23 protein-coding genes, 2 tRNA genes and 1 pseudogene are annotated in these 25,155 nt (G+C 54.8%); 8 read left to right on the top strand and 18 right to left on the bottom strand.

The genetic code is table 11. The features are described from left to right. Nucleotides 1-70: 70 nt before the first annotated feature. The 10 genes from ACEW8N_RS09370 to ACEW8N_RS09415 all read right to left on the bottom strand — a co-directional run bounded on the left by ACEW8N_RS09370 (nt 71) and on the right by ACEW8N_RS09415 (nt 12,763). The gene (locus ACEW8N_RS09370) at nt 71-1,564 is read right to left on the bottom strand and encodes an HAD-IIA family hydrolase (RefSeq protein WP_373499552.1); all 1,494 of its coding nucleotides are present in this window, start codon (nt 1,562-1,564) and stop codon (nt 71-73) included. 78 nt (nt 1,565-1,642) lie between these two features. Further along, nucleotides 1,643-3,148: a CDP-glycerol glycerophosphotransferase family protein gene (locus tag ACEW8N_RS09375; RefSeq protein ID WP_373499553.1), complete on the bottom strand. Its 1,506-nt coding sequence runs from the start codon at nt 3,146-3,148 to the stop codon at nt 1,643-1,645. Between the two features lie 246 nt (nt 3,149-3,394). Further along, the gene (locus ACEW8N_RS09380) at nt 3,395-4,588 is read right to left on the bottom strand and encodes an ABC transporter ATP-binding protein (protein WP_373499554.1); all 1,194 of its coding nucleotides are present in this window, start codon (nt 4,586-4,588) and stop codon (nt 3,395-3,397) included. A 19-nt stretch (nt 4,589-4,607) separates the two neighbouring features. Next, on the bottom strand, nt 4,608-5,555 hold the full coding sequence (locus ACEW8N_RS09385) for an ABC transporter permease (RefSeq protein WP_373499555.1): 948 nt from the start codon (nt 5,553-5,555) through the stop codon (nt 4,608-4,610). A gap of 13 nt (nt 5,556-5,568) precedes the next feature. Further along, nucleotides 5,569-6,105, bottom strand: a complete 537-nt coding sequence (locus ACEW8N_RS09390; RefSeq protein ID WP_373499556.1) for a winged helix-turn-helix domain-containing protein — start codon at nt 6,103-6,105, stop codon at nt 5,569-5,571. An 83-nt stretch (nt 6,106-6,188) separates the two neighbouring features. Continuing rightward, a complete protein-coding gene (locus ACEW8N_RS09395; RefSeq protein WP_373499557.1) occupies nt 6,189-7,082 on the bottom strand; it encodes a glycosyltransferase family 2 protein in 894 nt (297 codons plus the stop codon). Nucleotides 7,083-7,190: 108 nt separating this feature from the next. Continuing rightward, nucleotides 7,191-7,526, bottom strand: a complete 336-nt coding sequence (locus tag ACEW8N_RS09400; RefSeq protein ID WP_373499558.1) for a type II toxin-antitoxin system HicB family antitoxin — start codon at nt 7,524-7,526, stop codon at nt 7,191-7,193. Beyond that, nucleotides 7,523-7,777 carry a type II toxin-antitoxin system HicA family toxin gene (locus tag ACEW8N_RS09405; RefSeq protein ID WP_373499559.1) on the bottom strand — a complete coding sequence of 85 codons (255 nt, stop codon included), beginning with the start codon at nt 7,775-7,777 and terminating at the stop codon, nt 7,523-7,525. The genes ACEW8N_RS09400 and ACEW8N_RS09405 overlap by 4 nt, the downstream gene beginning before the upstream one ends. Before the next feature lie 76 nt (nt 7,778-7,853). Next, complete coding sequence (locus ACEW8N_RS09410; protein WP_373499560.1) at nt 7,854-12,107, bottom strand: amylo-alpha-1,6-glucosidase; 4,254 nt, start codon at nt 12,105-12,107, stop codon at nt 7,854-7,856. A gap of 44 nt (nt 12,108-12,151) precedes the next feature. Next, entirely contained in the window at nt 12,152-12,763 is a 612-nt protein-coding gene (locus ACEW8N_RS09415; protein ID WP_373499561.1) for a peptidylprolyl isomerase, read from the bottom strand. Nucleotides 12,764-13,013: 250 nt separating this feature from the next. On the opposite strand from ACEW8N_RS09415, the gene ACEW8N_RS09420 reads away from it, so the two are divergent. From ACEW8N_RS09420 to dksA, 3 genes are all read left to right on the top strand, one after another. After that, on the top strand, nt 13,014-13,259 hold the full coding sequence (locus ACEW8N_RS09420) for a hypothetical protein (protein WP_373499562.1): 246 nt from the start codon (nt 13,014-13,016) through the stop codon (nt 13,257-13,259). 136 nt (nt 13,260-13,395) lie between these two features. Then, the gene (locus ACEW8N_RS09425; RefSeq protein WP_373499563.1) at nt 13,396-14,595 is read left to right on the top strand and encodes a M24 family metallopeptidase; all 1,200 of its coding nucleotides are present in this window, start codon (nt 13,396-13,398) and stop codon (nt 14,593-14,595) included. Between the two features lie 98 nt (nt 14,596-14,693). Then, nucleotides 14,694-15,116 carry an RNA polymerase-binding protein DksA gene (dksA, locus tag ACEW8N_RS09430; protein WP_373499564.1) on the top strand — a complete coding sequence of 141 codons (423 nt, stop codon included), beginning with the start codon at nt 14,694-14,696 and terminating at the stop codon, nt 15,114-15,116. A 74-nt stretch (nt 15,117-15,190) separates the two neighbouring features. Here the strand turns inward: dksA and cysS are convergent, their stop codons facing one another. Both cysS and lgt read right to left on the bottom strand, forming a co-directional pair. Next, a complete protein-coding gene (gene cysS, locus ACEW8N_RS09435) occupies nt 15,191-16,597 on the bottom strand; it encodes a cysteine--tRNA ligase (protein WP_373499565.1) in 1,407 nt (468 codons plus the stop codon). A gap of 63 nt (nt 16,598-16,660) precedes the next feature. Beyond that, nucleotides 16,661-17,527, bottom strand: a complete 867-nt coding sequence (gene lgt, locus ACEW8N_RS09440; RefSeq protein WP_373499566.1) for a prolipoprotein diacylglyceryl transferase — start codon at nt 17,525-17,527, stop codon at nt 16,661-16,663. Nucleotides 17,528-17,863: 336 nt separating this feature from the next. Between lgt and ACEW8N_RS09445 the strand changes: the two genes are divergently transcribed. The 3 genes from ACEW8N_RS09445 to ACEW8N_RS09455 all read left to right on the top strand — a co-directional run bounded on the left by ACEW8N_RS09445 (nt 17,864) and on the right by ACEW8N_RS09455 (nt 20,754). After that, nucleotides 17,864-18,940, top strand: coding sequence for a site-specific DNA-methyltransferase (locus tag ACEW8N_RS09445; protein ID WP_373499567.1), 1,077 nt, complete (start codon nt 17,864-17,866; stop codon nt 18,938-18,940). Between the two features lie 148 nt (nt 18,941-19,088). Next, nucleotides 19,089-19,853, top strand: a complete 765-nt coding sequence (locus tag ACEW8N_RS09450) for an ABC transporter ATP-binding protein (RefSeq protein ID WP_373499568.1) — start codon at nt 19,089-19,091, stop codon at nt 19,851-19,853. Then, on the top strand, nt 19,834-20,754 hold the full coding sequence (locus tag ACEW8N_RS09455; RefSeq protein ID WP_373499569.1) for a SufD family Fe-S cluster assembly protein: 921 nt from the start codon (nt 19,834-19,836) through the stop codon (nt 20,752-20,754). The genes ACEW8N_RS09450 and ACEW8N_RS09455 overlap by 20 nt, the downstream gene beginning before the upstream one ends. Before the next feature lie 77 nt (nt 20,755-20,831). Here the strand turns inward: ACEW8N_RS09455 and ACEW8N_RS09460 are convergent, their stop codons facing one another. Both ACEW8N_RS09460 and ACEW8N_RS09465 read right to left on the bottom strand, forming a co-directional pair. Further along, nucleotides 20,832-21,161, bottom strand: a complete 330-nt coding sequence (locus tag ACEW8N_RS09460) for a DUF6122 family protein (RefSeq protein WP_373499570.1) — start codon at nt 21,159-21,161, stop codon at nt 20,832-20,834. Further along, nucleotides 21,158-21,496 carry a cupin domain-containing protein gene (locus ACEW8N_RS09465; RefSeq protein ID WP_373499571.1) on the bottom strand — a complete coding sequence of 113 codons (339 nt, stop codon included), beginning with the start codon at nt 21,494-21,496 and terminating at the stop codon, nt 21,158-21,160. Before ACEW8N_RS09465 ends, ACEW8N_RS09460 begins: the two co-directional genes overlap by 4 nt. Before the next feature lie 366 nt (nt 21,497-21,862). Between ACEW8N_RS09465 and ACEW8N_RS09470 the strand changes: the two genes are divergently transcribed. Further along, nucleotides 21,863-22,123: a hypothetical protein gene (locus ACEW8N_RS09470; protein ID WP_373499572.1), complete on the top strand. Its 261-nt coding sequence runs from the start codon at nt 21,863-21,865 to the stop codon at nt 22,121-22,123. Nucleotides 22,124-22,235: 112 nt separating this feature from the next. Here ACEW8N_RS09470 and ACEW8N_RS09475 read toward each other — a convergent pair. The 3 genes from ACEW8N_RS09475 to tadA form a co-directional block, all read right to left on the bottom strand. Beyond that, nucleotides 22,236-22,312, bottom strand: a tRNA-Pro gene (locus tag ACEW8N_RS09475). Between the two features lie 117 nt (nt 22,313-22,429). Next, on the bottom strand, nt 22,430-23,719 hold the full coding sequence (locus ACEW8N_RS09480; protein WP_373499573.1) for an adenylosuccinate synthase: 1,290 nt from the start codon (nt 23,717-23,719) through the stop codon (nt 22,430-22,432). Nucleotides 23,720-23,806: 87 nt separating this feature from the next. Next, nucleotides 23,807-24,283, bottom strand: a complete 477-nt coding sequence (tadA, locus tag ACEW8N_RS09485; protein WP_373499574.1) for a tRNA adenosine(34) deaminase TadA — start codon at nt 24,281-24,283, stop codon at nt 23,807-23,809. 102 nt (nt 24,284-24,385) lie between these two features. Here tadA and ACEW8N_RS09490 point away from each other — a divergent pair. Next, a tRNA-Arg gene (locus ACEW8N_RS09490) sits at nt 24,386-24,462 on the top strand. Nucleotides 24,463-24,725: 263 nt separating this feature from the next. Here ACEW8N_RS09490 and ACEW8N_RS09495 read toward each other — a convergent pair. Beyond that, a pseudogene (locus ACEW8N_RS09495) lies at nt 24,726-25,155 on the bottom strand (hypothetical protein); the annotation flags it as partial.

The following is a 25,155-nucleotide window of genomic DNA, read 5'->3' on the forward strand; positions in this document are numbered from 1 at the left end:
CTTATCATCTTGTCATTTCGATAAGTCTGACTACAAAAAATATCCGAAAAAAACAAGGCAATGAAAGTCGTTAATAGATATCCGCAACGGTGTTCAGAATTACATCCGGTTTGGAGTTGATATTTTCGACCATGGTTCTAGATGTTTCTCCTGAAAGTACCAATATGGATTTCATCCCGGCATTTTTTGCCATTTCAATGTCTGTATGGAGGCGATCTCCAACCATAATACATTGATCTGCAGCATATCCATGCTCTCGCATATGATGCAAAACCATATCTGGAGAAGGTTTTCCAAAAACAAGGGCGGGTTTTCTTGAAGTGGTTATTTCTATCATGTTTCCGATTGCCCCTGCATCAGGGATAGGACCATCTCCGGATGGGCAAAAGACATCAGGATGAGTAATTATATAGTCTACACCGCTATTCACAAGCCTGCATGCGGTAGCAAGCTTATTGTAGGTAAGCTCTTTGTCATAGCTAATAATGACATATTCCGGCGCATGGGTATCGATTTCAAACCCCTCGTCAATAAAAACCTTAACGAGGCTCTTTGTCCCCATTACATATACATTTTTGACTTGCCTTTTTTTTAAAAAATCAATGACGCCATCAGTCGATAAGATTATATTTTCAGCGCTGCATTCTATTCCGAGGTCATGAAAAAATTTAACATAGTTTGATTTGCTGTTAGATGAATTATTGGAAAGAAAGTATATTGATTTGCCATCAGATTTTAATTTTGTGATTATTTCATTCGCTCCTTCAATAAGCTGATCACCAATACATAGTGTGCCATCAAGATCAAAATAATAAGTCGTGATATCTTTTGACCAGGTACTGAAATTTGAGAATAACTTATCTGAAACGGACAGATCATGAAAATCATCAATCTCCACCCAATTCAAACCCGAAATATCATATGGCTTAAATTTCAGTTCACGAGATTTGAACAATCGCTGCATTGCAACTTCCGTCCAGTCTTTCTTATTATTTTCATTCTCAACAATATCGATAATTTTTGAAAAGAATATTTCACATGATTCTTTTGAAAACTTATAAATGTCGATTGAACAGCCGAACGCGTTATCCCTTCTCATTTCTTTTGAGATGTCGTTTATAAAACCTGTCTCGTCTATACTGACTTTCATGCTTTCTTCGTTATAAACATTTCCATCAACCGCGACCAAATTTGGTTCATTAGATTCACATAATTTTTGAATGATTTTTGAATCAATGCTAAGATCTGCGTTATTTAAGATGAATGGTTTATTTTTTACGATATCTCTAGCTAAATAGAGTGAATACATATTATTGGTATTTTCATAATCTGGGTTTTCTACAATTTCTATTTTGAAGTTTTTTATGTGCTTACAGTAAGTTATGACTGATTTACCCTCATAGCCAACAACAATACAAATTTCATTAATACCTGCTTCTCTATAAGCATCAAATTGGTATTGCAATATGGGTTTCCATGCAGTATTGATTAAACATTTTGGCTTCTTATTCGTGAGAGGGCGAAGACGGGATCCAACTCCGGCAGCTAAAATTACTCCTATCATTTTTCCTCCTTAATTTAAGTGCATTTCGATATCCATTTTCAATTTTTACGTTACCAGAAGGCGTCTAAAAGTTCGGGTCTATAGATTCCAGTTGGCAGGTTCAACCATCGTGTCTAACAAATAGGATTTCAAGTATCCTACTATTCTTTCGCAACTATTGTTATCTGAAAAGGTATTAAACCGATTTCTTAGTTCTTCGCGTTTTCCGGAATAAATTGAATGATCAATGCACATGCATTTTTCCAATTCCACCCAATTCCGGGCAATGGGTCCTGCGCAGATTTCATTATAGCTATAAAGAAAGCCCGCATCGTTTTTAAAGTAGTCGTCAAAGTCAAACGGGCTATAAATGATGGGTCTGTCCGAAAGAATAAAATCAAAAACTATACTGCTGTAATCTGTTATTAAAATATCAAAAGAATCAAGGATTTCATAAATATCGTCTACAGAGCAATATCTGATATTAGAAAATTTTTGGAATTCAGCTGTAAAATTAGCAAGCATATTGACACTGTAAGGGTGAAGTTTAATGTTAAAAACGATGGCGCTTTCCTTGCAGAAACGATTTAGTCGTTCTAAGTCAAATTCATAATTCGTAAACAGTTTCCAGTCATTATTACGCCAGGTCGGCATGAAGACGACATTGGATACGGAAGGGTTCTTATAATCTAAATGCCTTGATTTCGCTCGTGAAAGCCAAGGATCATTTTTGGGATAGCCCGCTAGGATGGTGTTATTGTTTCTTAAAAGGAACGAGTCTTTCAAGGCATCTGTAACCAATGGCGATGCACTTAGCATCTTGTGACAACTTGATCTATTTTTAATGAAGGGAAAGAATATATTTGCGGCCTTTTTCGCTATCAACTTGCCGTACCATTTTAGCCCAGTTTGGGGATCAGTCTTTCGTGTAAGACCGATGCCTTTCATCGGTGAACCATGCCAAAGCTGTATGATTGCAGTTTTACAACTCGTTGCATAATCATTGTAGTCTGAGAGAGATCTTTTATAATGTGAAATGATAGTGGCTCCGGCCCTCATGGAAAGGTAATATCCTTTAGGAGAATAAGCCATGCAGACATGCTTGTTATTTTTCTTCAACGCATTATATACATTACGGTTCTTGGTAACCCAGATCGCTTTTATATCCGGACAATTTTTTATTACATATTCAAATAGATATTTAGAATTCTCTGCATATGATTTTCCTTGCCTGCAACCGAATAACCATACATTTTTTTCCTTAGGTATGAAGTTAGAAATCCAATATAATGGTAGATTTATGATCCAGACGGGAAGATGTACCAATGCCCTCATCTTCTCGCCAAGCTGCAGCATCAAATATGTTAGGGCGGAGAGAACAATTATCGTAAGATAATTGAGTCTAACGGTTATGTTCATTATCGGAATATTCAGCTCTGTAGGTTTGATGAACTGGTGAAGAAACGAGTCTTGTAACGACTTTTCTACAACGACACAGATTGTATACCCAAATAATAGAACTAAAGAATATCCAACAATATATTTAGGTAGGTAAATGCAGTAACGCTTGATTTTTCCCTCAACGTAGTAAAGCTTGTATTTCATTTGTCCAATTTTTCTATATCTTAGTTGTTAATACAGTCAGGAAAAAGCAAATATTACTCGATGTTCAAGTTTTTTATAACCGATTGAATTTACTGGATCTATATTTTAAGGGTTTCACAGCTCCCATAATGTAAAATCAATTGGTTACGATCAAATGCTATCCGGCGAACCCTATGATAGCCTGAAAAACTTGAACATTGAGTATTAGGCACGCATTTTGAGAAATTTATATAGAATTCAAATACGTTATTTGGGTAATACCATCAGTTTGTCGGCCTTTAGTTGGCAATCCGCAATGGCCCCCGGGTAGGCACCGTAGATCAATACCTCGTGGTTTTTGTATGACCAGACGATTAAATCGCCGAAACGGTCGATCAAATTAAAGGCTAAATAATATTTACCATTTTTAAGAGATATTGATGCTAAGCAGATTTTAAATTCAGTTGAGCCTCTAGTGATTTCAATTTCATAATCATGAGATTGAAAACCGCCATCAGCGGCGAATGCCCCTGCGGAGTTATAGAAAATGACCTTGAGCAGGAAACTAGAGAAATCTCGTTTGCTTTCAACCTTGAAACGTATTTCAAGCGGCTCGCATGAAGCAAGTTTTATTTTTGAAAGAACAGCATCAAAAGCTGTAATCGGATACTGTAGAGAGAGGAAAGTACCTCCTTTGAGTTTTGAATCATTAAGCTGATCATAGAGCGAAATACCTTCAGCTACGGATTGAATAGCGTAAGGAGTACCATTCTTCATCACAAGGATTTGAGTTGATGTTCTGGCAACCTGATCCATGTTGTGAGATACAAAAATCACTGCCGCCTTTTTCCGAAGTGTTGCGATCCGATGATAGCACTTGTCGCGAAATGAGGCATCGCCCACAGCCAGAACCTCGTCCAGAAGAAGGATGTCGGGTTCTAGAATTGTCGCCACAGCAAATCCTAATCTAACAGACATACCCGAACTGTAACTCTGCACTGGCGCATCAATGAATTCGCCAAGCTCTGCAAATTCGACTATTTCATCTATCTTTGTCTCTATTGCCTTTCTGCTAAGCCCCAACACCGCAGCATTGACATAGATATTTTCCCTGCCCGTCAACACCGGGTTAAATCCCGCACCTAAAGCTATCAAGGCTCCAACACGCCCCTGCATCTCGATTCGTCCTTTGTCTGGCTTTATAAGACCGTTGAGCATTCGCAGCAAAGTGGTTTTGCCAGCCCCATTTCGCCCGATCAAGCCAACACATTCGCCTCGCTTCAATTCGAAACTTACATCTTTTACCGCCCAGAACTCATCTTTTCGCAGCTCCGTTTCATGGTTTTGATGGGGAAATAGAATTTCACTGCTCAAATCCTTCATTCCATACCAGAGGGAACGCTTGAGATCCCGGCAGAACTTTTTGGAAACGTTGTCAACCGTTACTACTATTTCGCTCATGCCATTCGCCTCCGTCCTTTCAGGCACTCATCCGTTCGATCAAAATCGGCATAGCCGCCCGGTATACGACCCACACCACCAGGAGCAGAGCGACAACCAGTCCATTGACCAGGAAAAATGTTCCCAAATAGGCCGGTGAAAATCCGGTCAGCCAGTCCCGGGTGGTCAAAATGAGAGATGTCATGGGGTTTATCTTGAACATTACCTCGGCCCATCCACCGCTCGGCATTGGGAAGACGACCGGCGTCATGTACATCAGAAACTGCATTAGCAGCGGCAGGGACTTCCCGATATCCGTATACAGCATTCCCACGGGCGTCACTAGGAGCCCCAAGGCCGTTCCTGCCAGAATCAACGACAGTATGCCCAGCGGAAACCAGATCAACGTCCATTTCGGTGAAATACCCAGGATCATCAATGTGACCAACATCAGAAGGATCTTGATCGCCCCGTTGAACAGGGTCTGATAAATCCCGGAAACCACCAAGGCTTCCCTCGGGAAATTGATCTTGGCCAGCATCTGCTTGGCCGCGATGGTCTGCTGCAGCGGTGCGTTGACGGCGTCCATGAATATGGCCCAGATCATGGTGCCGGTAAACACATACACGGGGTATGGCAACGCCGTATCGCGGACGGTAACGATACCTGCTCTGCTCAGGAATATCCAGGTCATCGTATGTGCCAGGGGAAGGATAAAGGCCCAAAGCAAGCCTAAAGCCGTCTGTCGGTACTGGGCACGGATATCCCTCACAGCCAGTTGCCATGCCAGCTCACGCCCGGCAATCAGATCACGGAACATCGCCAACAGCATACGGCCTGGGTGCCTTAACGAGGAATCCGGCGTATAAACCGTTATATTGTTTCTTTTCATATCGTCATCAGGAATATTTGCTGGTGCGCAGAAATGATTTGAACGTCGTGTCCTCGACAATCCAAATGCATTGTGGAACGCTTTTAAAAACTCCATCACGTCTTCTCCCTCACCTCTCCCACACCAAAAGATGCGGCCGGGTATTCAGCGCCGGCAGAAAATCCTCGAATTCCTCCCCGCTCATCACCAGCGACCGGATCTTCCGCTCAATATACCGTTCGGTTTTCCTGCTCAAATCGCTCAAGTGATATTGATCGATATTGCCCACCAGAAGCAGATCGACGATGCCGCTGTCCTTTCCTTCGGCGTAGTCGTCGATAAGATAGGCTTTTTCGAGGTTCCCCAGGCGGCCGATGATGCTGTCGATGATCCGGTCCAGGCCGATCACCTTGGTAATCATGGATTTCAGTTCCGGAAACAGGGGATGCATCGGATTGGCCGAGTAGAGAACCTGCCGGCCGTCTTTTTCGGATTTCAGGAGATTTGCACGGGTGAGTTGATTGAGTTCCTCACGGACGGAATTGGTGGAGAGGTGAAACTCTTTGGACAGTTCCCTCAAATAAGCGCTGCTGTGCGGGTTTAAAAACAGCCGCACCAGCAGTTTGATCCGTGTTTTGGAGGATATCAGGCCGGACAGGATATTCAAGAAAGCCGCTCCTTGACTGAGTTGTTTTCCTACTCATACCAGAACGGCCGGATTTGTCAATAACTTTTTTTATATTGTTTATCTTACTGGTTTGGTTCGAATTTACGCATTCGGCGGTCGCTGCTGCGCCGTTCAAAGCGCATCTGGCAGATCTGCTCGGAGACCAGTCCCATCATGAAGATGACGATCGAGGTGGTGAACAGCAGCGCGCTCATGTTGGTGAAACGGCCGGCGGTGATAAACGAATGGATATAATGGAGAAAGCCCAGGACGAACAGTCCGAAACTGACCGGCAGAAACACCCGCATGGGCGAATAGAGGGTGCAGATTTTGGTGATGATCATGAAAAACCGCACCCCGTCGTGGACGATGCGGATCCGGCTCTTCCCGCTGGTTCGTTTGTTGGTCTCGATCGGCATGTATCGGACGCTCTTGCCGTCCCGGAGGACGCCCAGGGTCATGGTGGTGGGATAGGAATAGGTGTTGGGGAGGAGGTAGATGTAGCTTTTGGCAATCTCCGATTTGACGGCCCGAAAGCCCGAGGTCAGGTCCTTCACGTGAAATTTGGTCACATAGGAGGCGAGCCAGTTGTAGACCTTGTTGCCCACGGCCCGCTCGAAGGAGGCCTGTCCGCCCATGCCCCGCTCTCCCACCACCATATCGTAGTCGGGAAAGAATTCGAGGAGTCTCGCGATATCCTCCGGGTCGTGCTGGCCGTCGCCGTCCATGAACACGAAGATCTCCCCCGTCCCTATGCGGATGCCGCTTTTGACGGCGGCCCCGTTGCCCATGTTATAGGGATGGCTGTAGACCTCGGCACCGGCGGCATGGGCCGCCTCTGCGGTCTTGTCGGTTGACCCGTCATTGATGACGATGATCTCGAAATCAGGGTGGAGAGAGCGGATTCTGGCGACGATGTTGCCAATGGTCTCCCCTTCATTGCGCGCCGGAATGATGACGGATACGGTGTGCTCCATCCTTTGCCTCTTGTTTTTGGTGATAAAATGGCTGGTTCGGAAAATGGTTATACTAAAGCCGGTCTTCGGCCTTTAGGTTCCGGTTTTTCCCCGCCCTTCTCAAAGGAGTCAGTGGGTTCTGTCTTTTACTACTTTAAGAAGGGTATCATTAACCCATGTATTGAGACTTTTGCCGTTTTTCCGTGCCTGTATGACGAGAGTTTTATGTAGCTCTGGCCCAACACGAACTAAAAATTTACCAGAGTAAGGCTTTTCAGGATCCTCTCCACGCTCAGCACAAAATTCCAAGTAGTCCTCTACTGAATCCGTGAACGCCTTTCGTAATTCATCAACAGATTCACCTTCAAACGTGATTACATCACGCAAATTGATGACTTCACCATGAAAAATGTTAGCTTCGTCATCAAACTCAACCTTTGCAAAATACCCTTTATATTCCATCATGGTTTCACCCCCGCTTCTTGCAGGAATCTTCGTACAGATTTAACGGCTCCCTTGTTTGTGATTTTTTCTGGGTGTGGTCGATGAAAAACAGCACGGACATCATGTAACGCGACCCTGACTCGTGAACCTCTGCCCTCTGAAATATCAGCGCCAAGTGCTATAAATAACGACTCAATATGCACCCACGGGATATCTGAACGAGCGGGTTTTTCAAAAATTTTATCAAGGGTTTGCCGCTGTTTCTTGTTCATGGATATATAGTATCTAATATTGATACCATGTCAAGGATTTGTTTTAGATAAATTTTGGCACCAAACCACTGATCATTTAACCACTTACCTTCAACCACACCCGGAGCAGCTCCGTATCCCCCCACGCCTGGGCGTCGCAGCCCCGCTGGCGGTGGGGGTAATCCCCGTCCAGGATTTCGGGCATGTGGCCTGCGCAGTGGGCGTTGATGATCCCGGCGGCGGAGGAAAGCCATGCCCGGGCCGCCGCCTTTCCGGAATCGCCGTAATGGTCGGCCCACGCCTCGCAGAATGACGGAAAGACCCAGGTCCAGGCCGTGCCGTTGTGGTAGGCCGGTTTTCTCATGGTATCCTCGTCTCCGGCATAATTACCGCGGTAGGGCTGATGGGGATCCCCCAGCCGGCGTCCCTGGTGGAGGATCTCAAGCGGATAAACTGCCGGCTTGTCGGCAAGGCTGCGGATGGCCCCGGGCACCAGGAGCCGCAGGCAGGCATCCAGAACCCCGCGGCATATGACCGGGTCGGCCACCGCCCCCAGGGTGAGGGCAAATAACTGGTTGGGCCGGAGGGCGTCGTCCGCCGCAGCCTGGCGCGCGGATTCGCCGGGCTGGGCATGGAGGCAGTCGGACAGATACCCTTCATCCTTCAAATAGTAAAGCCGGGCAATGGCATCCCGGACCTTTTCCGCGAGACCGCGCCATGGCTCCGACGGCTCGCCGCCGCTGATCCGTGCCAGAAACGAGAGGGCATAATGCCAGAGGGCCTGGATCTCGATGGGATATCCCTGCCTGGGGGTCCCGGCAGGATGGTTGGTGTCCATCCAGGTAAAATGGGAGGGACTGAAAACGAGGCCCGATTCCGGGTCCATCCGGATCCCGTTGGGGGTCCCGCCGACAATCGAACGCCCCATGGAGAGAAGGATGTCGCGGATCGTCCGGCCTTCCAGGTCCGTATCCAGGAATGTGCCGTCGGCTCCGGCCATTTCCTTGCAGGCCACGAAAAACCAGAGGGGGGCGTCGGAGGTGTCCCGGTTCCGGGCGTCGTCCCCCCGGATCATGTTGGGCAGGGTGCCGTCCTTCTCGAACCGGGCGAACTGCAGCAGGATCTCGCCGGTCTCGCGGATTTTTCCCGCCGCGATCAGGCCGCGGGCGGCAATGAGCGTGTCTCTCCCCCAATCCAGGAACCAGGGGTATCCCGCAATGACGGTACTGAAATCCCCCCGCCGGACAATATAGTTCTCCACCGCGCCTCGAAGCCCCGCTGAAAGATCCCGGCCCGCCGTTTCCGGCGGATCGGCTTTCTTGTGATCTGTTGTGGAAAAAAGCGTATCCGTGGGCATCGGGAGGCGCGTCCTGCCGAGGATCTGGGCGAAGAGGTCAAGGGTTTCGCCCCCGGAGAGCGGGGCCTTGAAATAGCCGGGGCTGAACAGATCCGAATCGGGATCCAGGCCCCGTTCGGCCTCCAGGGGCCGGTGGACCATATACTGCCACTCGGGGTCGCTCACATAGGCGCCCCGGGAGATCTCGACGATCAGCCGGCGGTCCGGCGCGGGTGTGAAAACGAACTCCCGGTCGCCTGCCGCCGCCGAACCGGGCCACCTGTGCTCCGGACCGGTGAAGGCCTTGGTGGTGTCGTGAAAATTCCGGTCCTCGATGTCGGGCCGAAGGATGATGCGGACCGGCCGGTCATCCGACAGCCGCCCTGTCGTCCCGAGTCCCGGGTGCCGGTAAAAGGAAATGCGGACGGCATTTTCCCCCGGGATCATCCGAGCGGCGATGGAAAGCGATATATCCTCCCCCTGGCCCGTGGGGATCTGGTATCGCCACCGGGCGACCGCCCCGTCATCCACCCGGAAGGCGTCGAGGCAATCCAGTCCGATCTCGTAGGAAAATCCCTGATAGACCACCCAGGCCCGGCACCGGGTGAACATGACCCACCGGTCCTCTGGATACAAGGGGTTCAGGTTCCCGGCCAGAAGGGCGTCGTAGCGGCTCGACAGCTTTCCCCAGGAGGCATGGGCCCGGAGCATGCCGCCGCGGCCGTTGGTCCCCAGAAAAAGCAGGGGCCGGGCGAGGAGTTCGCCCCGCCGGAACCCCCGCCGGATCCTGGCGTTTTCAGGCCGGGAAAGAAACAGGAGCGGCGCTTCGCGGTGGACCGTCCCTTCGCCTGCGTATACGGTCAACCGGAGCGTTCCCGGGCGATGGCTCTCGGGCGCGGCCGTGGGGGCAAACAGGGCAAACCATGGGCCGTGTCCCCCGCCCGGAAATGCTTCGCGGGGCAGGCTTTCCTCCCGGGCAAGCACCCTCCCCCCGTCAACCAGGCCGGCTCGGAAAGGCGCATCCGCCAGAACCAGCAGAAAATGGTCCGGCGGGATCATCACGGCCCGCCTCAGATCCTCGGGCCACCGCCAGGATACCACCCGGGGATCCTCCCCTTCGGGGTTCATGGCGCGGCAGAATTCGGCGGGATGGGTTTTGAGCCGCCCCGCCGCTTCGGCGAGGTCGAACCCGCCCATGTCCCCGGTGCCGTGGTAGAAGCGGTGAACGTCCATGACCTTTGCGCGGAAACGCTGATCCCAGACCCGATCCGGCGTAACGGGAGGATCCTCCATCCAGACGCCCGCCGCGCCGGCGCCCAGGCACAGGACCTGGCCCGGCCGCAGTTCCAGCACCTGGGTGGCTCCATCCGGCTTGAGGTAAACAGGACGCCCGGACAACAAATCCCGGAGGTCGTCTCCCATATCGGGTTGCCGTTCCCAGGCCAGATTCACGGGATGCCCGTCATCCAGATTGACCAGAATGATGAGGCGCTGGTCCGTGGGCAGGTGATGCCGCAGGAGCGCCAGGCCGTTGCCCTCCCCCTGCTGAATCATCCGGACCGCGACCTGATCGTGAAACGCCGGATGGTTTTTCAGCAGCCCGTTCAGACGGCGGATGTGGAAGACCTGGTTCTCCTCGCTGCCCCAGTTGAGGGAGGGGGCGTCGTGGACCCTGATCTTCTCCCGGGCGAACCATTCCACACCGTTGGCAAAGGCAAAGCCGCCGTTCAGGGAAAAGAGCGCGCAGAGGGCCGTCCGCATCCGGGCCCACGTCTTTGACCTGGCCGCCAGCCGGTTGTTGTCGTGGGTTTCGGCAAAATGGATGAGCAACCCGCAGCATTGGTGGATCTCCCACGCCTCGCTGAGATAATGCGCGATCTGCCCGCGGTCATAGTTCTGGAAAAGTTCGGAGTAGGCCCAGTTGAGGTTGGCCCGGTTCAGCAGGTCCCGCGTCACCGATATTTTCCCGCCCAGCCCTTCCAGAAAGAAGATCGTATCGGGGTATTCCTCCCGGACCCGGGCCGTAATGTACATCCAGGCGGCCTCCGGGACCATGTAGCCGGCGTCGCAGCGGAACCCGTCGACTCCCCGCCGGCACCAGGTGAGGAACACATCGGCCATGTAGACCCAGAGGTCCCTGTGGCGGTAGTCCAGTTTGGTGAGGTCCGCCCAGGTCACTCCCCAGGCGCCGGGCATCTCGATCCGTCCGTCCTCGTCCCGGGAGAGCCACTGGGGATGGGTTTCATGGAGCGCGGCCGCCCATCCGGTGTGGTTGATGGCGATGTCCATGATGAGCCGTCCGCCGCGGGCGTGCACGGCGTCCAGGAGCTCGATGAACTGCTCCAGGGGGGTTGCTTTGGGGTCAAATACCGCCAGGGCCGGATCGACCTCCGTAAAGCTCAGGGCCGCGTAAGGGCTCCCGAAGCGTCCCATGCGGCCGTAGGTTGTCGGCGTGGGGTGGATGGGCAGCAGTTGAACGTACCGGCATCCCAGCTCGCAGAGGATGAAATCAAGCTCCCGAATCAGGTCCCGGAAGGTGCCGGACCTGGGGATCACCGTGTAGCCGTCCCGGTCCATCCGCTGAACGCATTCGGCCATGACGGGATCCATCTCGGCTTCAGCACCGTCGGCCTTGTTGGGGCCGAACTGACGGACGAAAGCGTTGTAGACGATGTTACCGCAGCAGCAGTCGGCCGGCGCTACATTGAACACGCTGTTGGCCCCTCCGGGCCACACGGGATCGGGATCGCCGTCCGGCAGGAAATAGGCCTTGGCTTCAAAATGGCCGACCTCGGCCAGGGAAACCCTTGCTTCAAACCGGGAGGCCGTCGATTTTCGCATAGGGATATCGAACCAGTCACGGCTCAAAGGGGACTCGTCGTGAAGCACCTCCCGGATGATCTCCCGCCGGGCGACCGCGGCCTGGCCGATGTTGGTCCGAAGCCAGGCGCTCCCCCGCCACGATTCGGGCGCTTCAAGTACGACGGTGACCGTATCCCCCCGAAATTTCACCATCCGCGATCCGGGGGCCGGCGTCTGAATCAATCTGGCGCTGGTTTTCATTTCTCATCAACTATTTTCACTGTCATCTCAATCCGTTTCACCGGATTGTCCCGGGAATCCCGCTCCTGGGAGACGATGGCGTCCACTGCGGTCATGCCCTCGACCACCTCGCCGAACACCGTGTATTTTTCATCGAGAAAAAAGGCGTCTGCGACACAGATGAAGAACTGGGATCCCGCGCTGTCGGGCTGCTGGGACCTGGCCATGGAGAGGGTGCCCCGCTTGTGGGGCCGCTTGTTGAACTCCGCCTTCACCTGGTAGCCGGGGCCGCCGGTGCCGTGGCGCGCCCGATCCGCGTCCCTGGAGTTGGGGTCTCCCCCCTGGATCATGAACCCTGGAATGACCCGGTGAAAGGTGGTCCCGTCATAAAAGCCCTTTTGGGCCAGCTCCAGGAAATTGCGGACATGGTTCGGGGCCTCGGCTGGAAAAAATTTCAGGACGATATCGCCGAACTCGGTGTGGATGACCGCCTTCCTGGCAGTCATGGTCGAAATCTCCTCGGGTGAAAAGGTCTTCGGCGCACCGCCGTCGGCCGCCCGGACGACCCCGCCAAAGGCAAACAGCGCAGTAAGGGAACACAGGACAATCAGCGGAACTATCTTTTTCATAACCAATTCCTTTCCAAAAATTCGTTCATTCAGACATCGAAAGTTATACCATTTCAGATCCCTTGCGTATAGAATTATTGTGACCGGTGGCTTTTTCAGGATGAATCGGTAATAATTCCAAGGAAAAACCCTGGGTGCTTCTTCTCTTGCAGGGTCATGGAAAAAATGATATACACCTAACACTCAAAATTTTAAAATGTTAAAAAAATAGATAGTTAACACGATCAACGAAAGGGTGCGGCAAACAATTATGATGCAGACGTTGCAAATTGCGTTTTATCGGCCCAACAAAAACGACCCGGACACCCGTATCAAAATTCCGCTCTCTTCATTGAATATCTCAGAAAAACTGCTCCCGAGCAAGGCCAAAGCCTCGCTTGAACGGGAGGGCATCGATCTGAATCACCTGAGCGAATTGTTTGCCAAGCAGGGGCCGAAAGGCACGCTGATAGAGATCGAAAACGCCGAGGAGAGGATCGTCATTTCAATCGAGTAATCTTGGGAAAAACGGAGTGGGGCCGCAGCAGGCCCATCCGTAGCCGCATGGGCGGTGAAGCCGCCGCTCGAAGGCGGCTTCCGGGGGGTTTGTCCGCAGCGCGCCGGCGCTGCCGCCCTGAATCAACGAGGATGCCATGTTCAAAACAGAAGAAAAGGTACCCGCAGGCGAAATCGATCATCGCATAAACCGGCTGAGGGTCCATCTCGAGGATGCCGGGGCGGATGGCGCGCTGATCCTTCAGAAAGCAGACCTCTTTTATTTCTCGGGGACGGCCCAGGACGCACATCTCTATGTCCCCCGAGACGGCGATCCCCTGTTGATGGTCCGGAAAGACCTGGACCGGGCTGCCGCGGAATCCCCGATCGGACGCATCGTTCCGATAAAAAGCCCGAGGCAGGTGCCGGAAATCCTGAAACAGAACGGATATGCCATCCCCCGTTCGCTCGGGATGGAGCTGGACGTAGTGCCGGCGAACCTCTATCTGGACAACTGCCGCACCTTTGGCGGGTCCGGCATCGTGGATGTTTCCCACCCGATACGGCTGATACGGATGGTCAAATCCGATTATGAAATTCAAATTCTCCGCGAAGCCGGAAAGAAAGCGGACGAGCTTTACTCGGGCATCCGGGAATTCATCACCGAGGGCATCCCGGAGGTGGAACTGGCCGGAAAAATCGAGGCCCGGGCGCGGAAGCTGGGGCACCAGGGTACGATTCGAATGCGCCTGTGGGGGAGCGAAATTTTTTACGGACACCTCATGGCAGGACCCTCCGCGGCCGTTCCCAGTTTTCTCGCCTCGCCCACGGGCGGAACCGGCACCGGTCCGGCCGTCGGCCAGAGCGCAGGCTTCCGGCCCATCGGCCGCGGCGAGCCCATCCTCGTGGACTATCTTTTCTGCTATCAGGGCTATATATCGGATCAGACGCGGATATTTGCCATCGGCGGGCTGTCCGACGACTGGTGCAAGGCCCACGGGGCGATGATCGAGATCCAGTCACTCATCCGGAACGAAGCCAAACCCGGGGTGAAAACGGGTGAACTTTACGACATGGCAGTAAACCGCGCCGCTGAGCTGGGTTATGGCGACCATTTCATGGGCGCAGGCCCCCAGCGCATCCGATTTATCGGGCACGGTACGGGCATTGAGCTGGATGAATACCCGTTTATCGCCAAAGGCGGGCAGACTCCCATCGAGGAGGGAATGTGCATCGCCATAGAGCCCAAGCTGATTTTTCCGGACAAGGGCGTGGTGGGCATCGAGAACACCCATATCGTGACCGGAGACGGCCTGATACCGCTGACGGTATTCGAGGAGACCATTGTACGGGTATGAATTGCACCCGGCGGATATTTCGAGTGAATTTTCCTTCACCAAAGAACGCGTTTTACCATTGTGTCGTGTTGGTTTCGTGAACACACGAGGAGGTTGCCATGTCCGTTGATCTGCCCGAAGGGTACATCCCCAGCGATGATGAACCCTACATGAACCCGCGCCAGATTGAATATTTCCGAAGGGAGCTGATTGCCTGGCGGGAAAATCTGCTGCAGGAATCGGAAAAGACCCTGAACAAGCTGAAGGAAGACAAGGAGCGCGATATCGAGGCCGTGGACCAGGGCACGAATGAATCCGCAACGGCTTTCGAACTGAGGACCCGGGACCGGTATCGAAAGCTCATCAAGAAGATCGAAAGGGCCCTCGATCGGATCAGCAACGGGACCTACGGCTACTGCGAGGAGACCGAGGAGGAGATCGGCATCCGAAGGCTGCTGGCCCGTCCCATTGCCACGCTCTCCCTGGAGGCCCAGGAACGCCACGAGCGCGAGAAGAAGAAGCGGGAGGCCAGAGGCGGCTGACGTCCGGCCCGCCTGTCCGGAAAGCGCAGCGGTAGTTTCAGGCGATTACCGCTGGTTCTCTGGGGGCGGCATCCTCATTGCCTGAACACCTTCATTCCGTCTTTCCCGTCCTGAACCACATACCCGAGGGCCTGAAGTTCATCGCGAAGCTCGTCGGACAGGGCCCAGTTCTTCTCCCGCCGCGCAGTTTCCCTGGCGGTCACCTTTTCCTGGATATCCGCGGGAAGGGATGCGGCCGCCCCGACCCGGTCGAGGTCAAACCCCAGCACTTGGTCGAACGCGAGAACCGTCTCGAGCTTCCAGGCCGGCGTCATCTCTGATTTCAGCACATCCTGAACCACCGCCATGGCCCGCGGCATGTTGAGGTCATCGTTCAGGGCCTCCAGGAAACGGCCCCGCGATTCATCGGCGGCTGCGGGCATGGCCGCCGCATCACCCGGGGAGCAGGCGTCCATGATATGCCGGACCTGGTTTTTGAGGTGCAGCAGCCCGTTCTGGGCCGCCTGGGTGGCCTCGTCGCTGTATTCCATGGGGTTGCGGTAATGGGTCTGGAACGCCGCATACCGGTAGGCCAGGGGGTCGATCCCCCGATCCACCAGGGAATACTGGATCGTGAGAAAATTGCCGGCGCTCTTGGCCATCTTCTTCCCGCCCGCGATGTTGAGAAAGGCGCCATGCATCCAGAACCGGAAAAAGGGCTTTCCGGTGGCGGCCTCCGACTGGGCGATCTCGTTGGTGTGGTGGACGTCGATGTGGTCCGTGCCGCCGCAGTGGATATCGAGGTGGTCCCCCAGGAATTTCATGCTCATGGCAGAGCATTCGATGTGCCACCCCGGGAATCCGACTCCCCAGGGCGACGGCCACTCCATCTGGCGCTTTTCATCCCTGGGAGAAAATTTCCACAGGGCGAAATCGGTGGGGTTCCGCTTTTCCGGGTTTCTCTCCACCCTCGCCCCCTCCTGAAGCGCCTCCAGGTTCTGATGGGAGAGCTTGGTATAATTCTCGAACCGGGAGGTGTCAAAATAGATGCCGTCGCCGGTGGCGTAGGTATACCCCTTTTCCTCCAATGTCCGGATCAGCGCGATCTGCTCGGGGATCGTGTCCGTGGCCCTGCACCAGATGTCGGGCGGGAGCAGGTTGAGCCTGTCCATGTCTTCCTGGAAGGCCCGGGTGTACATTTCCGCGATCTCCCAGGCGCTGCGTCCCTCGCGCTGGGCCCCCCTCTCCAGCTTGTCTTCCCCCATGTCCCGGTCGCCAGTGAGATGCCCCACGTCGGTGATGTTCATGACATGTCTGACGGTATAACCGTTGAAGCGCAGCACCCGCTTCAGGACATCCTCGAAAATGTAGGTCCGCAGATTTCCGATATGGGCATGGTTGTAGACCGTCGGACCGCAGGTATACAGGCCGACGTAATCTGGAAAGAGGGGCGCAAATTCCTCCTTCCTTCGGGTCATGGTATTATATAGATAGAGTTTCATAGATTACCCCGAAAAGTTTGGTTTCAACGATATCCGGACCCCCCGCCCTGCCCTCCCGGCTTTTCATGCGCCGATTTCATGAACGGGAGGGGCGCCGGTTTTCTTCAAATAAACATAGGAGAGGACCCCCGAAAGGATCATCAGCGCGCAGAGAAGCTGCCCGGCGGTAAAACGAAACATCACGAATCCCAGATGGGCGTCCGGCTGCCTGAAAAACTCGACAAAAAACCGCGCCGCGCCGTAGCTGACCAGGTAGAGGGACAGCATGGCGCCCCGGGTCCGGATGCGCTTCCGTGGAAGCCACAGCACGATAAAGCAGAGGATTCCCTCCAGGAGAGCCTCGTAAAGCTGGGAGGGATGGCGGCGCTCGGGTGTCGGGGCCATGGGGAAAACCATCCCGACCGGGAGATCCGTCACCCTGCCGTAAAGTTCGCCGTTGATGAAGTTGCCGATCCGCCCGAAGGTGTACCCCAGGGGGACGGCCGGTCCGTAGAGGTCTGCGATCTCCAGGAAAGCGACGCCGTTCCGGCGCCCGTAAACCACCGCGGCGATAATGACGCCTATGAGGCCGCCGTGGTAGGACATGCCGGAGATGCCCGTGAATTGAATGCCTTCGCCGAAGCTGAAGGGCAGAAAGATCTCCAGGGGATGCCGCAGGTAATAGCCTATGTTGTAAAACAGGACATACCCAAGCCGCCCGCCCAGGATCACGCCCACGATCATGGCCGTGGTGAGGGCTTCCACCTGGGCCGACGTGAGGGTGAAGCCGTCTTCGCGCCTGATCCTGTACAGGACCAGGGCATAGGTCAACCCGAAGGCGACCAGGTACATCAGGCCGTAGTACTGGAGCTTAAAAAAACCGATCTCGATGATTACGGGATCGAGACGCTCGGGGAGGTGCTGCCACCAGTTCCAGAATTCGTTTGTCATCTCTCATGCCGTTCCATGCAATGCGGCTTTTGCGGGATCATCAAGGTGTGCGGATCCCGCAAAAAGCAGACCCTCAGGAGGTTTCGAAAAAGTCCTTGTTCCAGCATGACGCAGATATCGGACTTACGGAACCGTCAAGCTGTCCGCCTCTGTAAAAATGACGATACCATAAGCCCTTCATTCCGCTAAATCAAGCTGATTTTCCGGATATGTCACCCCACTTTCAGGAGGCCATCCGATTTCTCGACGCTCAATTTTACGCAGCCGGGGGTTTGCCAACCGCTGCAAAAATGGTATGAGGTCCACCGGTTGAACTGAAACGAAAGGAAGCGGCCGATGAAAACCCGTCACCAGTTTTGCTTTTCCTCCGCGGAAAGCATGCCCCTTGTTTCTTCGGAAAGCGTCGATCTGATCGTCACCTCGCCCCCCTACCCCATGATCCGGATGTGGGATGAGATGTTCTCGGAGGGGCGGCCCGAAATCCAGGATGCGCTGAAGCAGGAGCATGGAAACACGGCCTTTGAACTGATGCACCAGGTCCTCGATCCGGTTTGGAAGGAATGCATGCGCGTCCTGAAACCGGGCGGCATCGCCTGCATCAACATCGGGGACGCCGTCCGGACCGTGGACGGCGACTTCAGGCTCTACCCGAACCATGCCCGAATCCTTCAGGCCGCGCTGGAAGCAGGTTTTTCCGCCCTGCCCCCCATCCTGTGGCGGAAGCAGACCAACGCGCCCAACAAGTTCATGGGGTCGGGCATGATGCCGCCCGGCGCATACGTGACCCTGGAGCACGAATACGTTCTGGTCCTGCGGAAGGGGGCCAAACGACAATTCAATCGGCCCATGGAAAAGCAGAACCGACTGGAAAGCGCCTATTTCTGGGAAGAACGGAACATCTGGTTTTCGGATGTCTGGACCGACCTGAAGGGCACGGTCCAGAAGATGGTCGATCCCCTCGTCCGGCAGCGCAGCGGAGCCTTTCCCTTTGAACTGCCCTACCGGCTGATCAACATGTTTTCCGTCAAGGGGGATACGGTCCTGGACCCGTTTCTCGGCACCGGCACCACCGCCGCAGCCGCCATGGCAGCCGCCCGGAACAGCATCGGGTACGAGCGGAACCCCGAGCTTCGGCGCGCCGTCCTCGACCGGACCCGGGACATCGTTTCTTTCGCCAACACCCGCATCCGCGAGCGGATCGAACAGCATGCCGCGTTTGTCCGGGAAAGGGTTGCAGGCAAAGGCCCCTTGAAGCACCGGAACGTCCATTACGGCTTCCCCGTCACGACGAAGCAGGAGACGCATCTTATGATACCCCCCCTGGAAAGCTGTCGGGTTTTGGACCGGGACACCGTCGAGGTCGCCTACACGGATCAGCAGGAGCGCATCCAGATGGAACTTTTCAACGGATGAGCCTGTGGGTGTTTTTCAGGAAACCCGTCGAAAATCCGGCATCGCATGTTGACAAAAAGACGGATCAATCCAACTATTACCTCACATGCGAGACGGCCTGCTTTCATGCTGAACTGCATTTTTATTGGAATCCCAATCGAGGAGCATCATGATCGAACTCAAAAATATCCGGTTTTCCGTGCCGGCGGATGAAGCGAGCAACGGAGGCGGCCCCGTCAGGACCATCATCGACGATGTGAGCTTTTCCTTCGAGCAGGGGAAGTTCTACGGCATCACCGGTCCCAACGGCGGCGGCAAAACCACCCTTTCCAAGCTGATCATGGGGATTAATCCCATTACGTCGGGGTCGATTCTCCTTGACGGACAGGATATCACCGCCCTGTCCATCACCGAGCGGGCTAAGGCAGGCATCGCCTACGGGTTTCAGAGCTCCGCCCGTTTCAAGGGGACGACCTTCCGGGACCTCCTTGCCATCGCCGCCGGCACCGACGACGAGATGACCCTGGTCAAGATCATCGCCAGGGTCGGCATCTGCTCCCTCGATTTTCTGGAAAAGCCCGTGGACGCCAAGCTCTCGGGCGGGGAGATCAAGAAGATCGAGCTGGCCACCATCATCGCCAGAAACCCCAAGGTGGCCATTTACGACGAGCCGGATACGGGCATCGACCTCTGGACCATCGGGCCCATGGTGGATCTCTTGAAGCGGGAACAGAAAGAAAAAGGCACCACGACCATCGTCGTCAGCCACAACCGCGCATTTCTGGAGGCGGCCGACGTCATCGTCATGGTTCGAAACGGCCGGATCGCCTACACCGGCGATCTGACCGGGGCGCTTCCCATACTGGATGATCTGAGTGTTTGCGGTTATGGTGATTTCTGTGAAGGAGACAGCAATGCTGGATGTTTTAGATAAGGAACTGTTGAAAGCGGTCGCGGGTCTGGAGAGCATCCCGAAAGGGGCTTTCAATATCCGGAAAAACGGGAAGCTTCTGGGCCGGGAGGTGTCGGCCAACATCAATATCGAAAGCAATGCCGAGGGGACCGGGATCGTCATCACCATCCAACCGGGCACGGTGAACGAATCCGTGCACATTCCGGTCATCTTGAGCCAGGCCGGCCTCCACGACGTGGTTTACAACACCTTCATCGTCGGGGAGGATTCCGACGTCACCATCATCGCCGGGTGCGGCATCCACTGCGGCGGATCGGCCCCGGAAGGGCACGAGGGCATCCATGAATTCAGGATCGGCAGCAACGCCCGCCTGAAATACGTGGAAAAGCATGTCGCCCTCGGGCCGGGCAAGGGGAAACGGACCCTCAATCCCACCACCAGGGTCTACCTGGACAAAGGCGCCTACGTCGAAATGGAGCTTTCCCAGCTGGGCGGCGTGGATGAGGCCAGACGCCTCAACACGGCCGAACTGGGCCCGGGCAGCGCCGTCCTCATCACGGAGCGGGTCATGACCGACGGGACCCAGCGGGCGGAATCCAGAAACGATCTGGTGCTTCGCGGGACGGACAGCAAAGCCAACATCGTCTCCCGGTCGGTGGTCAAGGGGAATTCCAAGCAGGATTTCTATGTCAACCTTGAAGCCCGGGCCAAGTGCTACGGGCATATCGAGTGCGACGCCATCATCATGGACAACGGTATCAGCGAGACGGTGCCGGCCCTCAAGGCTCTGCACCCGGATGCGGAGCTTACCCACGAGGCCTCCATCGGCAAAATCGCCAACGACCAGCTTATGAAGCTGATGAGCCTTGGCCTGACCTATGACGAATCCGTCAACCGGATCATCCAGGGCTTTCTGAAATAACGACCGCGCCCCCGGGATGGCATGGGGCGGAGGTTCCCCCTGCCGCCGTCCCGGAGGCGGAAATGAGGCGCCCGCCTTCAGCCCCCCTGGACAAGGCAATCCACCCCGTCCAGCCCCATGTGGATCAGCAGGCCTATCCCCGCCCACCGGAGGAGCCGCGAATCCGGCAGTATCGCCAACAGCCCGTAGGCGCCGATGGCAAGCACGGTGTGGAGGGGATGAAACCCGATGCTGCAACGGTCGGGGTCAAAAACAGGATTGGCCAGAAGATGGTCCAGATCCACCACCATCACCCCCGTCATCACGGCCCAGCATTTCCAGAACGCCTCCCGAAAGGCCGCCCGGGCCACCAGGGCCGGGACCGCGAAGTGAAGGACGATATGCAGGCCGGCCTGTAAGCCGATCACTCTCCCCCCGTTTCCGCTGAATAATGCACCGCCAGCCAGATGGTGTCGTTTTTGGGATCGGTCCATTCCACCCGGTGCCGGACGTGGGCCTCGATGATGAGGTAATCGCCCGGCGCCAGCACGACCGTTTCAGCCCGGCCCTCGATGGCGATCCCCGCCCGCCCCCGGACCAGCAGGACGAACTCGTGCCGGTCCAGGTCGTACCAGAAGTCCCCGGGGGAAGCATGCCCCCGGGACACAATGCGCTCGATCCGAACATCACCGGCGGCGGCCAGCGTATCGAAGAGTTCCTCCGGCAGGTCCGGGGGAAGGGGTGTGAACAGGGTTCCTTTCATGGACGGTACCTTGCTCATCCGCCGAACGCGGCCAATCGACCCGTTTCGGGGTCATCAGGATGTGGCTGGACAGTTTTTGTCATTCCATCACAACTTTTTTGTCATATTGTTCCCGCAGGCCAGGCGGAGGCCCTCCGGCCGAAGCCGTTTTGACGCCGGCGCCCCTGTCCCATGAAAAAAAGCTAATCATTTAAAATCGAACACTTATGATCTTGACGGGGATGCCACCGCCGGAAGGCTTGGCGGCCGAAGAAAAAGCGGCACATATTTTGCTTAGACTTGTTGTATCCGGAAGCGGCCACCCCTGGAGGGCCATCCATCGGTATCCACGAGAACAGACAGCGCCTTTTGCAGAGCCGAATTCAGATGTCAGCATACAACCTGAGGTATATCGCCATTCTGATCACCGTCACCCTCATCTCGTTCCTCGCCATCAAGCTCGTCTCCAAACCTCCAGGGGCGCCGCTGTCCGGAAAGGCCCCCCAAACCATCCGGCCGATTCCGGCGGATGCCTGGATTCCATCCGTACCGGCGGGAGAGACGGATAGAATGAACACAAATGAGAAGAAGACCGCCGCCGCAGCGAAAATCGAGGGGGGCGTCCCCCGGGTGCCGCTGTGGGATTGAAGGATGATGCCTGAATGCGGATAATGGATTTTTTTTCGAAACCCGTAACAAGTCGAAGCGCACCAAACAAAAGGCCGAATCCGCTGACAGATTCGGCCTCGCTGTTTTATTGTGGTCGGGAAGACTGGATTTGAACCAGCGACCCCAGCGTCCCGAACGCTGTGCTCTACCAGGCTGAGCCACTTCCCGACAAGGGCTCTCTTCTATTTCAGTTGATGCAAAATGTCAATCGAAAATTGACGGTTCCGTAAAAAGTCCAAAATCCGCGTTCTGCTTGATCCCGCGGGGGTTTTTTGCCGGCCGCGCCTATCGGAAAGGGTTCTCCAGAACGATGGTTTCATTCCGCCCCGGCCCCACGGACACGATTTTGATGGGGGCCTCGATCAGGGCCTCGATCCGCCGCAGGTAGCTCCGGGCGTTTTCCGGAAGGTCTTCAAAATCCCGCACCCCTGAAATATCCTCCTGCCATCCGGGAAGGACCTCGTAAACCGGCTCGCAGCCGGCCAGGACTTTCAGGCTCGTTGGAAAATCCCGGAAGGTATCGCCGTGGTATCGATATTCGTTGCAGATCTTGATCTCATCGAGCCCGCCCAGCACATCCAGTTTGGTGATCACCAGGCCCGTCAATCCGTTCAGCCGGACGGCGTTGCGGAGGATGACCAGGTCCAGCCAGCCGCACCTCCGCTTGCGCCCGGTAGTGGCCCCGAATTCGACGCCCTTCTTCTGGATCGCATCCCCGACCGCATCAAAAAGCTCCGAAGGGAAGGGCCCCTCGCCGACACGCGTGGTATAGGCCTTGACGATTCCGTAGACGTCGTTGATGGCCGTGGGACCAATGCCGGCCCCGCAGCAGGCATTGCCGGAAACCGTATTGGACGAGGTGACGTAGGGGTAGGTGCCGTGATCAATATCGAGGTGGGTCCCCTGTGCCCCCTCGAACAGTATCTGTTCGCCGCGGCGGATGCTCTGGTCGATGATGACGGAGACGTTGGTCACATGAGGCGCCAGCCGTTCGGCATACCTGGCATATTCGGAGATCACCGCCTCGGGTTCCAGGGGATCGGTCTTGAGGAATTTTTCAAGGTAGAAATTTTTCTCGATCATGAGGGTCTCGACCTTTTCCCGGAAGACCTCCGGATCCAGGAGGTCCACAAACCGGACCCCCCTGCGGGTGGCCTTGTCCTCGTAAGCCGGTCCGATGCCCCTGCCGGTCGTTCCGATCTTCTTATCCCCTTTCATCCGCTCGCGGCCGAGATCGATGGATCTGTGGTACGGCATGATCATCTGGGCACGGTCGCTGATCTTGAGGGTGGTTTCATCCACGCGGATTCCCTTTTCGATGAGATAGTCGATCTCCTCCACCAAGACCGCCGGATCGACCACCATCCCGTTTCCGATCAGGCACGTACGGCCCTGCAGGATTCCCGAGGGCACCAGGTGGCTGATAAACTGCTCGCCGTCAACCACCATCGTATGCCCGGCGTTGTTTCCGCCCTGAAAACGCACAACCACATCCGCATACTCGGCCAGCAGATCCACGATCTTGCCTTTGCCTTCATCCCCCCACTGCGTCCCGACAATAACGACATTCGCCAATTGCTTCTCCTTGAAAAGATGTGCATCTCTCGGAAATAATTATGATGGATCGGTATCTGCGCAGGAGAACCCTCTGCCGGGTTTCCCTCATCCGCCGTTTTTATCGACTCTCCGTGCCTGAAAAAAATCCCGCATCATCTGTCTGCACCGGTCTTCCATCACGCCGCCGACGGCGGCCACCCGGTGATTCAGACGGGTATCCGAAGCCAGATCGTAAAGAGAACCCGCCCCGCCCCATTTTGGATCATAAGCGCCAAATATAATTTGGGATATTCTGGCATGGACGATGGCGCCCATGCACATGACACAAGGCTCAACCGTAACATACAGGGTCGTATTTAACAACCGATAGTTTCTCAAAATCCCTGCGCCCCGCCGCAGCACAAGCATTTCCGCGTGAGCGGTCGGGTCGTTCAGGGTGATCGTCCGGTTATGGTCCGCGGCAAGCACCGACCCCTGCTCGTCGACCAGGACGGCGCCGACCGGGACCTCTCCATCACCGGCCGCACGTTCGGCCTCGCCCACGGCCAGCGCCATCATTTCCAGAGATATCTTTGCTTCCATGGAATACCCCGAACCAATCCCTCTCTCATCAAAAAAATTGAAGAAATCGTTGACAGACGAGCCATAATAGCCTATTAACGCCTCACAATTCAACGCTTCTCTGCGCCCGTAGCTCAGTTGGATAGAGTGCCGGACTACGAATCCGTAGGTCGCAAGTTCGAATCTTGCCGGGCGCGCCAGTAAAATCAAGGGCTTAGCTGAATGTGGCTAAGCCCTTTTTTATTTTTGTGCTGTTTTGTCCCGGTATTGTCCCGGAGTTTTAAGTCGCCATGAAAACAAATGCACTGTAGATTTTTTCGTTAAATTCCCAGAATTTTCCCGCGGAGATTTACCGAGGGAAAAAGGGCTCGGCGTGAGCCGAGCCCTTTTTTGAGAGGCAGAAAGCAGTCTACCGCACCGGGCTATCCCTTGGCGCCGGAGTCCCCTCGCAGGCGCCGCTGTTTCACCCGGATATGTCCATCAGATCAGAGCTGAGAATCAGTTGGGATCCGACGGTTTTTTCATGTCGATGATAGGCCTCGTCGAGGAGCAGGGTTGCGACGTTCATGATTTGTCGCCGGTTTCCTCGGCAATGAGCGGCGATGATGACCCTGGCGTCGGTGTCGAACAAGCTGTCCGGGGCCTTTGCCTGGAGGAGCCGATAGGCGATAAAATCCCGGCTTTCGGCGTCGTCGAGGGATGTCATGGCAAAGATGCCGGTGAGCCGGGTTCGGATCGGTGTCATGGCGTGGAGTCCAAGGGTTTTGGCCAGGGTTTCGTCGCCGACCAGGATGAGGGACGCGGCGGCGGTTTTTTTCTGGGGGCTGACCATCATGGAGCACAGATCCATCATGGATTCCCGCTCCATGAGCTGTGCATCGTCGATGACAAAG

Origin of the sequence: Desulfococcus sp. (genome assembly GCF_041737845.1) — a bacterium.
Lineage (GTDB): Bacteria > Desulfobacterota > Desulfobacteria > Desulfobacterales > Desulfococcaceae > Desulfococcus.